Source organism: Massilia sp. CMS3.1 (assembly GCF_051262535.1).
GTDB lineage: Bacteria > Pseudomonadota > Gammaproteobacteria > Burkholderiales > Burkholderiaceae_D > Telluria.
In genome coordinates this window covers 111,543-126,918 of record NZ_JBIMES010000015.1, presented here as the reverse complement: position 1 = coordinate 126,918, position 15,376 = coordinate 111,543, and the positions used below count along the sequence as shown (strand labels likewise).

12 protein-coding genes and 1 pseudogene are annotated in these 15,376 nt (G+C 49.8%); 9 read left to right on the top strand and 4 right to left on the bottom strand.

Annotation, left to right across the window (positions count from 1 at the left end; genetic code table 11):
• The 5 genes from ACHAC9_RS20700 to ACHAC9_RS20680 all read left to right on the top strand — a co-directional run.
• The coding region (locus tag ACHAC9_RS20700) for a hypothetical protein (RefSeq protein WP_435762926.1) at positions 1-417 on the top strand (417 nt) is incomplete at its 5' end.
• A gap of 59 nt (positions 418-476) precedes the next feature.
• Complete coding sequence (locus tag ACHAC9_RS20695) at positions 477-3,329, top strand: plasmid replication protein, CyRepA1 family (RefSeq protein WP_435762923.1); 2,853 nt, start codon at positions 477-479, stop codon at positions 3,327-3,329.
• A 112-nt stretch (positions 3,330-3,441) separates the two neighbouring features.
• Entirely contained in the window at positions 3,442-4,191 is a 750-nt protein-coding gene (locus ACHAC9_RS20690; RefSeq protein ID WP_435762920.1) for a hypothetical protein, read from the top strand.
• Between the two features lie 424 nt (positions 4,192-4,615).
• Positions 4,616-5,353 carry a hypothetical protein gene (locus ACHAC9_RS20685; protein WP_435762918.1) on the top strand — a complete coding sequence of 246 codons (738 nt, stop codon included), beginning with the start codon at positions 4,616-4,618 and terminating at the stop codon, positions 5,351-5,353.
• A 1,155-nt stretch (positions 5,354-6,508) separates the two neighbouring features.
• Positions 6,509-6,796 (top strand): hypothetical protein, encoded by a 288-nt coding sequence (locus ACHAC9_RS20680; protein WP_435762916.1) that lies wholly within the window; start codon positions 6,509-6,511, stop codon positions 6,794-6,796.
• Positions 6,797-7,434: 638 nt separating this feature from the next.
• On the opposite strand, the gene ACHAC9_RS20675 is transcribed toward ACHAC9_RS20680, so the two are convergent.
• The 3 genes from ACHAC9_RS20675 to ACHAC9_RS20665 form a co-directional block, all read right to left on the bottom strand.
• Positions 7,435-8,928 (bottom strand): hypothetical protein, encoded by a 1,494-nt coding sequence (locus tag ACHAC9_RS20675; RefSeq protein WP_435762914.1) that lies wholly within the window; start codon positions 8,926-8,928, stop codon positions 7,435-7,437.
• An 812-nt stretch (positions 8,929-9,740) separates the two neighbouring features.
• Complete coding sequence (locus ACHAC9_RS20670) at positions 9,741-10,601, bottom strand: restriction endonuclease (protein WP_435762911.1); 861 nt, start codon at positions 10,599-10,601, stop codon at positions 9,741-9,743.
• Positions 10,602-10,646: 45 nt separating this feature from the next.
• Positions 10,647-11,393 (bottom strand): NYN domain-containing protein, encoded by a 747-nt coding sequence (locus ACHAC9_RS20665; protein ID WP_435762909.1) that lies wholly within the window; start codon positions 11,391-11,393, stop codon positions 10,647-10,649.
• 432 nt (positions 11,394-11,825) lie between these two features.
• Here ACHAC9_RS20665 and ACHAC9_RS20660 point away from each other — a divergent pair, with 432 nt between their 5' ends.
• Entirely contained in the window at positions 11,826-12,239 is a 414-nt protein-coding gene (locus ACHAC9_RS20660; RefSeq protein ID WP_435762906.1) for a hypothetical protein, read from the top strand.
• Between the two features lie 280 nt (positions 12,240-12,519).
• Here ACHAC9_RS20660 and ACHAC9_RS20655 read toward each other — a convergent pair.
• A pseudogene (locus tag ACHAC9_RS20655) lies at positions 12,520-13,450 on the bottom strand (IS5 family transposase).
• Between the two features lie 298 nt (positions 13,451-13,748).
• On the opposite strand from ACHAC9_RS20655, the gene ACHAC9_RS20650 reads away from it, so the two are divergent.
• Genes ACHAC9_RS20650 through ACHAC9_RS20640 form a run of 3 tightly spaced genes read left to right on the top strand, consistent with a single transcriptional unit; the run spans position 13,749 to position 15,357 of the window.
• On the top strand, positions 13,749-14,168 hold the full coding sequence (locus ACHAC9_RS20650) for a hypothetical protein (RefSeq protein ID WP_435762903.1): 420 nt from the start codon (positions 13,749-13,751) through the stop codon (positions 14,166-14,168).
• Between the two features lie 41 nt (positions 14,169-14,209).
• Positions 14,210-14,773 carry a C39 family peptidase gene (locus ACHAC9_RS20645; RefSeq protein ID WP_435762901.1) on the top strand — a complete coding sequence of 188 codons (564 nt, stop codon included), beginning with the start codon at positions 14,210-14,212 and terminating at the stop codon, positions 14,771-14,773.
• Between the two features lie 2 nt (positions 14,774-14,775).
• On the top strand, positions 14,776-15,357 hold the full coding sequence (locus tag ACHAC9_RS20640) for a hypothetical protein (protein ID WP_435762899.1): 582 nt from the start codon (positions 14,776-14,778) through the stop codon (positions 15,355-15,357).
• Positions 15,358-15,376: the final 19 nt, after the last annotated feature.

Genomic DNA, 15,376 nt, shown 5'->3' with positions numbered 1-15,376 from the left:
CCTAGCGACGTGACTGTGAAGACGGTCTGTTCTCTCGCTGCAAACGGTTCGGTCTTTTTCGAACCGATTGCGAACGCCGAAAACACACCTCTCGAAATGCTCTGTAAAGCTGACGGCGCAATGAACTTGTCCGTACTGGCCGGTCGCTCCAAGCGCCCTGCTGGTATCGACGAACACGCCTGGAAAAAGCTCACCGACATGTGGGATGAGGTTTCAATCACGCTCTACAACGAGGGCCTGGCTCCGATTCATGCGCTGATCACACATGCAATGGCTGTCAACGGTATGGGCGGACCAAAAATCAATAAGAAGCTGCGTTCCAGCAATTTGGCCAACACCTCCGACAAGCATACAGCGATGTGCGCCGCCCTAAAGCAGTTGAGCGAGATGTTATCTAAAAAATCGGATAACAACTAATAGCGTTAGCCGGTGGTGGAACATTAGACCACCGGCTTTAAAAACCAATGAGAAAGTTCATGAAGATCGCGATCAACAAAGAAATCGATTTCAAGCCTCGGAGCGACGACAGGGCTTCTTTCCATCTGTTAGCTACTAGCTTCCAGAACTATGACTTGACCATCGAGGAAATTGCCCACTGCATCAGGCTGGGTTATCCGTTCTGTCCCCAACACGAAGGTCGTAGAAACAAAGCGAACTTTATCGCGTGCAGTGCAATTGCGGTTGATATTGATTGGGGTATGCCTCTGCAGGATGTGTTGAATCACCCCTTCGTGAAAAAATATGCAGGAATTGTCTATCTTACATGGAGTAGCACGGCGGAACACAACCGCTCACGCGTCATCTTTTTCTGCATCGATCCTATTACCGATGCGTCGACAATGGAACAGGCATTAACAGGCGGGATTCGCCTTCTCGGAGGGGATGGAGCATGCAAAGACGCATGCCGAATGTTCTACGGCAACAAAAATTCCGAGCCGATCGTGCTCGGCAACGTACTGTCCAATGATGCGTTGAACGAACTTATCGCACTTGGCACCGAGAAAGAACCCAGTGTAGAGAAAATGGACGCGGCTTGCAAAATATCCTCGCCATTTTCTGCACAGTCTCGCGACGAGTTAGAAGAACATCAGTTAGTTCAGACCGCTTCAGGAGCACTAGAAAAATTCGAGGAATTAAAGAAGGGTGATCGCCTGCACTGCCCTTTTCACAAAGACGAAAACCCTAGCGCCTTTGTAACGGAGTCTCATTCCGGAATTAAAGGTGTCCACTGTAGCACATGCGCGAAAACTTTTTGGCCAAAACATGAACACCCTAAATCCCGTGAATATGATTTCAACTTAATTGATTCGGATTTGGCTTACATTGAATTTCAGGAGAGCTCAGACTACCAGTATTACGAAGAAAAACATAAAGAGTTTTTCAGTAATGATGGACGAATTATTCAACCGAGAAGCGGTAACCGGTTGGGGAAGATCAAGCTTGAGAACGGATTTCTTCTGGTGAGAAGCCCAATGGGCACGGGCAAAACTTACGAACTGACCAGTATTTTTCACGAATGCGAACAGAAAGGCTTATCCGTTCTGTTGATTGGTCATCGGCGCACTTTAATTTCTTCTTTAGCTAAAAGAATTGGTCTTGCGTGCTATCTCGACGAAGCTGGAAACAAAGTCGCTCCAACACTGCATTACGCCATCTGTGTGGATAGCATTCCACGCCTCATCGACTTGCGAGCGAATCACTACGATGTAATTATTATTGATGAATCCGAACAGGTGTTCTCACACTTTACCTCTGATACATTAGGTAGCAACCGGCGTAAATCATTTTTAATGATGCAACGGCTCATTAAAAAAGCCGCCACCGTGATCGCATGCGATGCGGATCTCAGTTACCTGACGCTGTGTTCATTGGCGTTGGCACGCGATGGAGAGATGCCAGCGAAGTTTTTTATTAATCGTCACCAGCATCCGAATCGCACAATGGAAATCTATCAAAATGAAAATCATTTGCTTATCGATCTTATCAAGGAAATAAAAAAGGGCGGGAAAGTCTATGTGTGTAGCAACTCCAAGGAAAAAGTCGAGGAATTCAAGAGAGTAATTTCGAATGCTATTGGCCCCGGCTGCAAAATTAAGGTGGTGACCTCAGACACGACAAAGAACTCGGATACAAAAAAATTTATTGGCAATATTGCCGAAGAGATTTTGCATTATGACGTGACCATTTCCTCTCCATCTCTCGGAACAGGCATTGACATTAGCTTTCCCGATGATGCGCAGATGATTGATGGCGTTTATGGGTTTTTCGACGCAAAAATTACCACCCACTTTGATATTGCTCAGCAATTGGGTCGTGTTAGGAATCCAAAGCGTGTGAGAGCGTGGATATCTCCACAAAGATTTAGTTTGGAAATCGAACCCGACATTATTAAACGGACCATCGTAGAAAACGGGGAATTCAGTGACATTCACATCCATTACGATGACGACGATTTTATGATTTTTGATATCCATGACGGTCTTCTTTCCCTCTTTGCTGAAGTACGGTCAATTCAAAATGCATCAAAAAATGAACTGCGAGCCAATTTTATCAGCCATAAATCCTATAACGGATGCGTGATCAAGGAAATCGACAAGGATGCTGAAGCAGCAGAGCACGGCGGCGAATTGCGGAGAATCGCCAAAGGTGATATCAAGAAGTCTCGCAGCAAGGACATTGTGGAGGCAGATAAGATCAATCATTCGGAAGCGAAGCGTATCGAAAATTTCAATTCAAATGATCCCCTTGAACGAGCTAAACTTGAGAAATTCTCGATAGAAAAATTCTATGGTGAACCCGTAACACAAAAACTTATCGCCTTGGATGACTCGGGACGGTATCGCCCTAAGATGAAACTTTTTTCCGATTATATTGAACACGTGAAAAATCTTTCAATGGCTAACGAAGATAATATCGCTCCCGACTACGAAAAATTGATGTTACTTTTTAAACTGTTGAAGGTTGCAAATATCGTAGATAATTTTGGAAACTTCATTGCTGGAAAACTTATTGAGACTGACGATCTTACGGAATTCAAAAAAACATGTGTGCACGAGAAGCTGCGGATAAAGACTCTCTTGGGGATATTGTTGCGCAATGACATCGATTTGAAGCCGATGACCCAGCTTGGCGATATCCTAAAGAAAATGGGATTGGTATGGAACAAGCCGATCAAGAAAGACCTTAATAAGCGGCGTGTGGCGTATTATTCAGTTGATTTTTCTCACTACCAGTGGGCGGCACGGGTTTCTGACAATCTGATTAAAAACAATCAATCTTGGGGAAAGGGATTTATTACAAGTTCTGAGGTTGACTCAGATATCCAATAACCATAACTCAGGACGATAGCAATCCGGACAACAGATATACATAGTTTTTTAAGTGATACGAGGCATCTGTTGTCCGCATATCCCCTAACTCAACATTAAGAAGATAATAGATATGCCACACGAAATTGCAAAGAAATTAAGAGAAATGAAAAATCCTAGACATCGTAAAAATTCCTTCTCCGAATTTTGCGAGCGCTTTACAAAAAACGTGGACGATAATAACGAGCCGGTCGAGGTAGTGATAAAATTTGCTTCCTTAGACTCGCACTTACAAAAAAAATTACTTTCACTGATGCGAAATATTTTCGAGATCGGTAAGGCAGCAAGCAAAATTTATGAGGGAGATGAATGCGCGTTGAGCGCAACATATTTCTGTGCGATTTCGGACCCAACTGACCTAGTAAAAACGCTGTCCAGCTTTCAAACGGTTCTTTACTCGATCGACGAGTTACCTGTACGTACAAGCTTGTTCTGGCCAGGAGAGGGGACCATTTTATCCGAAACGAACTTCACGCCTACTCGAACCACGGTTTACTGCTTACATCACGATCTGCATTTGATTAGCGACGCATGGCATGAACTTTCAATTCGTCTCCAAATTTCTCTCTCGACGTGGTCAGAAAGTACGAATGTTGAACAAGACAAAGCTGACAACTTGCCCAATTATTGGCGTGGGCAAAAGGCTTATCGGCAAAAAATGAACTCATTTGTTAGCAAAATCGACCATCTCATCTCCGCGATGCCACAGATAACGTTGCACATGAATGCATGGGCAGAGGAACGGCGAGAGTTATGCATTGAGCGGGAGAATTACGAAGACATTTTGTATGGAGACGCGGAGGAATACATTGATTACCCTTAGCCCATCGTGTACTCCAATCTATGTAATGCCAACTCATTCCGGACAACATAAAACACGTTTGGTGTAAGTGATAGGAAGCATGTGTTGTCCGGATGCTGGCAGACTGCAAGTAGTTGTTGCAATTAAGACATATACCTGGCCCAGTAACCTGTAAAGTTTAGTCGACAACCCAGCAATCATTAGGTGTTCCCGCTTGTCAGTAGCCGACTTTGGGCGAGAAATGCAATAGTCCCGCGCGATGTTAGGCCATCGTGTATCTGCTACTACGTCAAGAGCCTTCACACCTTCTGACCTACCGGCAGGAACGCAGCCCCGATGCCGGGTCAGCGCTGCCGGTTGGCGTTCTGTAGAGGGAAATGCGATAGTTGCCGAGGGACATTGCCAGTCTGGTAAAGTCTACTTTCTTTAATGATCTAGAAAAGATATGAGCACCTTTGAAGATTGGATGCGAGATCAGGGCCTCTCCGAGTCGTCGATAAAGAAGTACGGCAGTGCGGTCACTGGTCCACTGACCGCATGGGCGAACTCGAATTCCGTCATGACCGGATCGCTTACGACCGTCACGGATTTCTCTACATTCCAGGCGATCTCATCCGAGGTACAGAAGCTTCCTATCTTCATTGAAAGGGATAGCACCGGCCATGGCATGTATAGCGCCGCGTTGATAAAGTTCGCGAAGTATCTGCGGCTCGGCAAGCCCAGTCCTACACGCGACTCAACCGAAGTGAACACACTGCCGACTGATCTCATACCTTTCACCGGATGGGGCCAGACTGCTCGTCGTATGGTAAAGACCGCCCAGCAGACAACGAACTCATCGAACGGCCAAGAGGTACTGCAAACGATAAAGAATAAGAACAACGCGTTTACATCACAGGATGAGTTCAGCGAATACGTGGGTGAACTGCTCGAACGTCAGAAATTCTGTTGTGCCATTAGTGGTCTTCTGATTCATCCTGACAATGCATCGGTTTTTGACGATGAAATGAAGGCATCTCTCGACCGCATCGACAGCAGTGGTCACTATGAGCGTGGCAATCTACAGGTGGTGTGCAGGTTCATCAATCGCTGGAAAGGTGCAGATCCTAACGCACAATTTTTGAGTTTAATGGACGCGCTCCGCAAGTATTGGACATGCGAGCCAACCAAAAAAACAAGATAAACGATTTATATTGAGTTTTGGACGTAGACTGCATGTAGATCTCGCGGTGCGGCTAAATAAGCATCTGACATAGCCCCGCAACCTCAGCATACGTGCGGGTCTCGCACGTATGCTGAGAAATGAGATGGTTGCTCACCGAAAGGCTCTTCTGAGCCAATGTTCAGTAGCATACCTGACGTTGCCCAGCTGCCTGGTTGCTGCCTAGTCGTTGACGAGTGTTGATAGTAAAGGCCACTCAACCAGATGAGCGGCTACGTCATTCAAGCTAAAAATACTGCAAGCGAGCTGTCCAAGACACCGAACGACAAGATACCAGCAGCTCCGGCTTGTGCGACTGCAGAGCCAGCTGCCATCGCCACCGGCCCGATGCACGGCTGACCGTTTAGAAAGGCTTTTGCCGCGAGTTTATCGAGAACGACGGCAGATATGCAGTGCCGGAACATCGATTCGCACACAGCTATACAGACTGTCGTGACGGTTCGGCTGAGTGCGTTCGCGCATTTGCATTTATTCGTCAGGATGGCTGCTGCATCTGCTGTTGCGATCCAATGTAGCTGTCAGCCCCTGCTCTGACATGTAGGAGTTCGTAGCCGCTCAGATGGTATGCCGACGATTCCTGGCCTCAAGAAAAGTCAGTCTCTACATTGTTCATGCTCCATCGGCTGTTGTGCAAGGTTCCGTGGCCAATTTTTTCAACAACGCCTTCGACGACGTGTACACGGTGCATCAGGACATGGTAGAGTTGCTGCCCGGATACTTCTTAGAGGTAACTTTGCGCTAAGAGACGGTTTAATAACTTCCGAGCAACCCGCTTCGCTTTAGCATTCGTGCTCGGCTTTCGCCGAAACCGAGAGGCGATTGCGCAATTTCGGCGCGTGACGCAAGAACCTCTCGGCCGTTTTGAGGGGTCAAACAGTCTCTAAGCTAATTTGCGCCACGCCCGAAGTAATACCAGACCAACAATTAACACTCAGAAAAAATATGGCTAAATATGTCGTCCGCTACGAAATGCGAAAACAAAATGTGTATTCTTCTTACAGTAAACCAGTCGAATGCGAGACCGAATCAACGGCAATCAAAATTGCCGAAGGCCAGGGGAAAAAGGATAAGCCTGGCTACGATTTCATATTGAAACAAGTCGAAAAAAGGTAGTTTATGAAGTTCCCCTATTTTAAAATTAAGGAAGCACTAAACGATGTCCGAAACGACTTCAATTATGGCGATGGCGTTGATAAGGTTGCTTCGGTCGCAAAGCTTGTCGGAAAGACTGCTGCCAATGTTGGGATGCTATCGGTCGAAGTAGGCATCGACGTTGTAAAGCGCTTACCTGAAAGCCTAGGGAAACAGGCGGAACGTAATTTGCGAAATAGTCCAAATTTGTCTGACGTTCATCGAGCAAAGCTCGAAGATATAGTAGAGAAAGCAAATTCTTTAAAAAAGTAACCGGATTATTGAAAAGAGGTGAGAGATTCGCCGGTTTCGACCTCCACCCCAAATTCTTACTCAAGACGACTGCAGGTAGAAACAAGATGGTTGGTATAGAGCGGCACCAAATCGAGGCTGCCTGCGTCATATGTCAACAAAGCTTTCAACCTATCCACTGCCACCAAGCATCGATGCGGGTTTGCCGTGGGCAGGCAGCGTAGTGTAAGTGAAAATGCGATGGTGTAGCCAGGCAGATCCCACACCTGCCACAGGAGACTTTAGCAGGTTCCGTCACCGCAACGTGCGGGACGTCACGAACCATCAGACCTGGCAACTACGCACCGAAGCCTATTATCCTGGCGCAGCCAGGTGAAAGAAACGTTCTCTTGGTTATAGCAGGGTGGTGACTGACCAGTCCTATCGTGGTCGCCGTGGCAACAGACCGCGGGCTCTTGACCTCGTATGCAATATGCCGACAACCTTATTGCCTATAAGCTCGAACGATGGGTGGATAACCGGCCGACTGCGAATAGGTAATAGGAGTGCAGATGGACTCCTATACCGTTACTTGTCGACCGCTAGATCAAAGACATAGTAGTCTGGAACTTCAGGTATACATTGCTGCAGTTGAAAGCTACTTTTATAAGGTCGTGCAATTAGGTAACGGCGGCGGTACATAGTGATCGGCACGGAGGGTGTAAACTTGATGTTTTCGGGGCACTTTGCCACCCGATGAGTTTTCCGAGTAGATGAGTCCCGGGAAGGGGTAAATGTTCGGCTGTGCATACTGCAGCCCATCCGGCAGCGCCCCCTGCCGAGGCGCCTGCAGTAACCCATGCAGTTAGACCCCAACCGCGTAAGTTGTAGCTTAATGACATCGCATGCGTAGGATGTCTGACCGAGGTCGATCCGTGGGCATTGTTCGGACCAAACGAGAATGCTAGCACAGAATAACCCGGTTGCGATTTATATGGACCGGGGAGACCTGTAGGACCTACATCTGCGCCGTGATGCGACGCCACTATGGCTACATATGAGTCCACTTGCCAACTGGTCGGCATGTTCGAGTACGAAACATCACCTGGTAACAGCCACTTTCGATCCGGCATATTATCTATAATTCTAATTACCAAGCATTCACAGTTATTTGGGTCTTTTGTATTTGTCCCGCGACCCAGTGCAATTTCAATTTGGCGATTGTCTTCAATCGGTATATTAAGGACACTAGACGCGCCTATGGACTTTGAATCGACGACTAAAATTCGGCCTCCGGCAGATATAATGTCGTCTGCTAGTTTCGAATGCTGAGCCTTGATACGTTGACGTGGAACAATCCACGTGCGACTTAAAAATATGTCAGGGTTCGATGGTGGAGCTCCCTTTCTAGCACCTGACCAATGATCTTTGTCCCAGTGGGTTAATAGGATTGGTGCTTCGTATGAGTAACAAAGCACAAGGCCGGGAGGTGTTGTTTTTGCGTTCCGATTGACCCCACAACCGATATCTATCCACAAATTTACTGGCGTTTTTGGGGATTCTCGGAGTCCACACGCGTTTCCTTGACCAATATCATGAACAGCTAAAACTCCGGCATCTGAAGCGCGCAAAGCGCTCTTTATTTCGAGAGAAGTAGCCGACGGCCAACTTACCATATTGAATGCCGCGTTTAAAATTGATGCAGTCTTACGTGTAACTTTTTTTGCTGATCGCAGTCCGAACGGTAAAGCTGCTAGGAAGAGATTGGGATATACTAAGACCTTGACACTTCCAAAATATTTGGACGAATTCAAATCCAGCTCGAATTGATACCAAGTCGTGTCCGCACCGGGATTTCTCCACGCTTGCAGCCATCTTTTTGCAGAAATATTTCTCAGTGGTAGAGAAATTTCGAGATTAACGAACCTCATATTTGGAAACAGCTGCGATGGCCTGTTTTGCCCCTCTCTACTCATCCTTCGCGCCCATTTTGCTTGCCAGTCTGTTGTCGAAGACGGAATTGCGTCGAATTCTGATTTATCCACAGCAGAAAACTCGAATAGCACATTTCCTTTTTCTTCATCTACTAAAGGAACGTCATCGAGAGATGCATATAGCACACGTGGTACATGGTCTACCTGTGGGTCAAATTCACTGACTGAAAATAAATCCAAACTTTTCTCCTACTGTTTTTATAATCAATTTCGCCCTAAAACATTTAACGAAAACTCATCTCAAACTATGTTGCAAACACGGGGAAACCAGTCGAGACTGACATCAAAGTAAATGACTCGTCGATACGAGCAGTATTTAGCATTCACGCTGGCGTTAGTTGTTCTAGAGTTCCAGCGCCGGAGCCCGGCGGTCGCGCATGTAGCATTCGTAAAAGTGGTGTCGCCACGTGCTTCTAAAGCAGGTGTGCTCTGGCAATAATAGCTGAATATCAGCATAAATGTTATTTCTGCTACTAACAACATCGCAAGGTGCAAGATGTCTGGGTAGTTCTCGATACAACTCGTTCACGCCACAGGACGTCGTGTCTGTTCGTACCATGTGGGTTCGTTTGTTCCCAGCCTGAATTCGCGCGTTCGACAAACGGACGTGTTACATGCCGTAGTGCGGATACGTTGCAACATGTTGTGTTCAGAAGCTATCCGCGTGATTACTGCTTCTGTCGTGTCATCGGTATCCGGATTACACAGGGGCTGAGCCTCGTTGCTGTGATAGATGCTCTTGAACCTTAACGTATCCACCAAAGTCGCGTCTCAGCCTAGACAGGCGCGGCGGGTGGACTGTAGTTAGAATTGAGTTGGCTGGCGGGCTCAAAGCCCGAGGCGGATCCGCGTCACAAGCCTTTGAACCTCTCGGCCTACATTAAAAATTGTCAACGAATCAGGAAGTTGCGTGACGTTCCCTGTTTTGTGCGATAGAAAATATGGCGGCGTTGCGTCGCTTCTTCAACGAGGCAAATGATGCCCGCGAATATTCAGTATGAGAGTGTCCCACGGCACGCCGGATATCTCTTACAGCCCCAGAAGTTCTGGCCCGTATTGCCGCCACGCTTGGCAGTACGCACCACCATATGGTTCCCGCACAGCGGGCAAGCCTTAACACCACCGGGGCTCGGCTGCGCTGCTGTTGCGGGGTGTGCGCGTGGTGCTATCTCCGGTCCACTCCCTCGCATTAATCGCGCCAGTTGTCCGCCATCGATTAGCTCGATGTTCCGGCCACTGGAGAACGCTTGGGCGTCAGCAGTAAATGCCCCTGCGCTGATCACGAAACCACCGGTCGCGCCCTGGGATGCCATGACGCCATAGAGTTCGCGCACAATCGTCACACCGACCTTTACAGCCCGCCACTGTTTGCACTGGACGAGGAAGCGTTCGCCGCCTTTTTCCAACGCAAGGTCGATACCGCCGTCAGGACCCGGCCCCCCGTGCTCAGTGACGCTATAACCCTGGCTGCGGAAATGCTGTCCGACGATCTGTTCAAACTCCTGCCAGCTCATCGCGTGCATGGCTTGCAGGGCGTCGGCCTGATCACCAGTGGCGGCCGTAGCGAGCAGCGTCTTACTGCGCCGGCGTACGATCACTGAGCTTAATGCGCCAAGCAGTAGGAGTACCGGAAGCAGGTACTGGCCCACCATGGCGCCGGTGCGGAGCATCTGGCTAGTGACCAGACGACCCATGTCGCCAGGTTTGGCGGAGATGACATCAACCGGAGCGGTGGCGTATCCGTGCAGCATGGCGTAGGCGGCAAACGCCAAGGCAACTGCCAGCCACCAGGGCATTAGCGCAGCCAGGGCAATTATGTCGTCGGCGGAGCTGCTTTTCTTCTTGCGTGCCATGGTGTGGGATTCCTTAGACTGTCATGATGGAAAGCGAAGCGCCAGTTACGCGTTCTTCATTGTTTTGATTCTTACTAGCAGCTGGACGGTTGAGGCTTTCTCGTTGTGCACTTCTTCCACCTCAATAAAGGGCAGATGTCGCATCAATTCCCCGAGTTTGCTGAACCCATAAGTTCGCGCATCGAACGACGGACTATTCTGGAGAATGATGTGCCCGACGCTGCTTAAAAGGGCATAGCCGTCGTCGCGGGTAGCTGCGCTAATGGCCTGGCGCACAATCTTGTCTGCGTCCTTGCCCAGCGCGGCGACTTTCGCCACCGCTTCCTTAGCATAAGGTGCGGTCGTGGCGTCCGGGGGTGGTGTCAGGATTTCGGTAAAGATGAACTTGTCGCACGCGGCGACAAAGGGTCTTGGGGTGTGCTTAGCGCCAAAACCATAGACGACGAGACCGGCTTCGCGGATCCGCGTAGCCAGGCGGGTGAAGTCGCTGTCCGAAGAAACAATGCAAAAACCGTCGAGCTGTCGCGAGTGAAGCAAGTCCATCGCATCGATGATCAACGCTGAGTCGGTGGAGTTCTTTCCTGTCGTATAACGGAACTGCTGGATGGGCTGAATGGCCATCTCGTGTAGCTTGTCTTTCCACCCTGTTAGATTGGTGGTAGTCCAGTCGCCATAGGCGCGTTTGACGGTTGCCGTGCCGAGCGTGGCGACCTCGGCCAGCAGATCTTTGGCAATTGCCGAAGATGGATTATCGGCGTCAATCAGGACGGCCAGCTTGAGCATATCTTTCATGGAGTCAGTTGCAGGCGCGCTGCAATCTTGCTTTTAGATAATGCACCAGCTTACGGGAAGGACAGCGCGGCGTCTACTTCCGGTCAGTGCAACAGGCGGGCACGGCAAAGTGCTCCTTCGCCCAAACCTCGACTCGCACATCGCTACCGAGCATTGCCCATGTGTATAACGCCTGCTGGTTTGCAGACGGTGTTCCCGATCCGGCAGCCCTTAAAGCTTCTAACGTAGCTTCTCAAACCCTGCATACATGCGGGTTTCACGTCCTTGTTGACGCGGGTGTGATGAGAAATGAGATGGCTGCTCAGGGAAAAGTCGTCTTGTAGCGGTGATCGACGCGGTGAAGTACCCTTATCCTTGACCTACTGACTGGCCGTTGCCTACTCGATAGAGATTGTTGATGGTAAAGACTCCTTAACCACACGAGTACAAATCATGAGCAACGACAAATCTATCGCCAAGACTACTGCAACCGAACCGCAGAGGGCAACGAATGACCAGAAACCGGCAGCACCCGCTGTTGCCACCACGGCGCCTGTCGTTGTCGCGGCTTCGCCAAGCGCAGCTGGACCGATTAAAAACGCCGCTACGCCGATTTCATCGACGCCGACGGCGGATGTGACGGGGGCGGGAGGAAAATCCGTTACTGTCGATTCTCCTGCGGCCAAACCGGAGAAGAAGCCGAAGTCGCCGACGAAGATGGAAATCGCGTCATCCGTCTACCTGCGCATGTCCGCGCAGAAGGATGTAACCCGCAAGCTGATCGTTGAACAGTTCGCAGCTGAAGCCAAGCTGAGCGCAGCCGGCGCAAGCACGTACTACCAACTTATCAAAGCGAAGCTGGGTTGACAAGTGATTTGCACGCCATTCTGCATGTACGGGCGGGCGAAGGTCCACCTTCGACAATCTAAGCAATCTCGCGTGCATGAACCCAAGTATCACCAGGAGCGTCGATCCCTGTCGCAATCTCACCGGGGCCATTAGTGGGCAGCGCGTTGCCGTTCTCGCCAGTCGCCATCCAGTGTGCTTCAACGAAGACTGCTTCCCATAACCCAATTGAGCTGGTGACTCAAACAGGCTTATTTGCATAAATCAGCTGAGCGCGTAACTCCCCAGGCCACAAACGGAATTAGGGCATGGCCACGGTCGTGGGCGTGCCCAACCGTGTAAAGCGGCTGAGGATGGCGGCACGTATCTGCTACTCGGCGACCTGGCGGTCGAAGTCACGCGCCATTACCCGTTCACCGAGTAGTTTGAAGCAGCGCATCTTGGTTACAACGAGGCTGCGTGGATGATAGCCAGTCCACTTCTTCCAGATTCTTCGGCCGAGTCGGCGTGTGGCGTCCAAGATGGCATTGCGAGCTTTGGCGCCGGGTCGATGCTCCTTTCATGGCTTGGCGTTCCTGCGGGTCAGAATGATCGCCTGCGCCCCGCGCTGTGCAATGGCCTTATAACAGCCCTTCGTGTCATAAGCGCCATCGCCGCTAACGCTTGCGATGATCTCGTCATTGGCGCTCTGGCCGAGCAGGCACGGCAGCATCGGCGCATCGCCGGTGGCGTTGTCGGTCACCTCGATGGCCCGGATTTCCAGCGTCGTCGCATCAATACCTAGATGAACCTTTCGCCATTGGCGACGATAGTCGGCGCCATGCTTTGGTCTTGCACTCGCCTTCGCCGAGCATCTTAATGCCCGTGCTGTCGACCAGCAGATACAGCCCCGTCGTCGTCGGCTGCGCGCCGATCGTCACCGCCAGATGCTTCCGGTGCCGGCTGACGGTTCTAAAGTCGGGAACTTGCCAGTCCAGGCCGGCCAGCTTGAGCAGGCTTTGCGCCATACCCATTGCCTGGCGCAGCGCCAGATTAAACAGACCCTTGATAGTCAGGCAGAACTAGATTACCGCCTCGCTATACTTTGGACTACGGCCCCGCTTGCCGCCGGCACGGCAGTGCCAGCGCATGTCCTTGTCCAGCCAGATAATCAGCGAGCCACGCGATTTCGGCGCAGTATTGTAGTTTTTCCAGTTGGTCGTTCGCCACTTCGGTTTTGCTGCGGCACTCATGCCGTCAGTTTACCCCGCGACCCGGATTGGCCGCTATACGGGCCGTTTTGTGCAACAAAGCCGTCTGCATTGGGAAGTTTATTATCTAAACGCAACGAAAAAAAATTGTATGTTTTCCGCAACCCCTGATAAAAATTATTTATATATTTACATTCGTTTGAAATTTGAGCTTAGTCTTATACAGCGATTGAAGCACCAGAGATCGCTGAAGCACGATTTTCGATAATAGTTATGCATGGCAACGCTAAGCGCCTGAAAAGGCCGGTTCGTCTTTTAAGACATTTCTGGGAGATTTGCGATGATTGCGGAACCAACACCAACGAAACTGACACTGATAGCGACTGTCATAGCAGCGTTCGTCGCTGTTGTTTTCCTCGGCATGTCAGTATGGCTCACCTACACTTTCAACGAATGGAGTCAAGTTGCAGTGGTGTACAACGCTGTTTGTGCAGTAGCATTTTCGGCATTTGGAGTCCTTTTAGGGTCGAAGGTGCAGGAGGTTAACGTTACTCGAGCTGTTCAAACTGCGGAGCGTGTATCAACGGAATTGCAGAAGAAGACTGAGGCAATAAAAACTGCGACCAAGGCGTTAACTCCGCACAACGAGGCAGGCGGAGGCGCAGGTGATGGAGCGGGTGGTGGAGCAGGTGGTGGAGCACACGGGACTCGTCATGCTAACCGGGCTGCGTTTGACATTCTTATCAACGCTATGGACTAGTTTCTGATTCCTTTCCAGACCACCACTTTAAGGACGCTAAAATGTCACGTCAAAATAGTGTTGCGCTAATAATGGAGTTGCAGAACGAGAAATATTGGTGTTGGGCAGCGGTCGCTCAAAGTATCAATTCCTTCAGCAACGGGCACTCACCGACTCAAGCAGAGATCGCAACTAATCACACAAAAAAGGATTGCTTAGCGTCGGTGGTGCCTGACTCCTACGTAGGTTGCCCCGTCGAAGGAAAATGCTTTGGTTCTTGCAATAGCCCTCATCGCCTCAGTGCAGTCCTGGCAGATGAAGGCCATGCAGTAGAGGCAATTCCTCTTGAAAACAAAATTGATTTCGAGGAAATTGTCGATGTCATTGATATCGGTAAGCCACTTCCCCTTCGAATCAACTTTGAAGAAGGCGGTCATTTCCTCTGCGTGATAGGCTACGCGGACGACGAAAATGGGAACAAATTCGTTCAACTCCTTGATCCACTATTCCCAAGAATGGGGCATGGCCACGCTACTACGCGAACAATACCCTTTGAACAGCTGGCAGTGAAATATAGCCTGCATCGAGAAACGGGCTCTCCCAACTTCAAATATCAATTGGGCTAATTATGACCATTAACAAACTCGTGCCTCCAGATTCGACAAGTGCTGCGGCAACTAGGCAACTTGCAGCACTCGAGCGTGCCCAAGGGCGAATTCCTAATATGGAAGCCGGGGGAGGCGTCCTTGCGAATCCGGAAAACTGTCTGCCAATTTACCATCTTGATGGCAAGGTTTTATGCCAAATGAACGCGGATGGCGGCGTTCCGCTTTCAGCAGCAACACCTGTCGGTTGGCAGTATCTTATTGGCCAGGATGATCACGCAAAAAGTGTCGAAGTTGTCGGCGACAAGGCTGTGGCAATAGATACCGGTGAAGTAGCTCTTGAAATTGCCCACGCGCTTAAAATTGCCGACCAAGGTCACCCTGACGAGATGTATGAGGCAAGGATGCTGACATTTGGTCGCGCTGAGAATCCAGTTCTTTGGCTTCACCCAGAAGATGGTGTTGACCGTTTTTATAGTCTTGGTCCCGAACCTGCAGAGGTCGAGCCGGCGTTAGTTTTGGATGGAGCAATGAAGGCAGCGGTAGCTCGTCAGGCAATCCAAGCATCACCAAATTTCATTCCAGGCGACGAAGTTGGTGGATGACCGATAATTCCCTCTTATG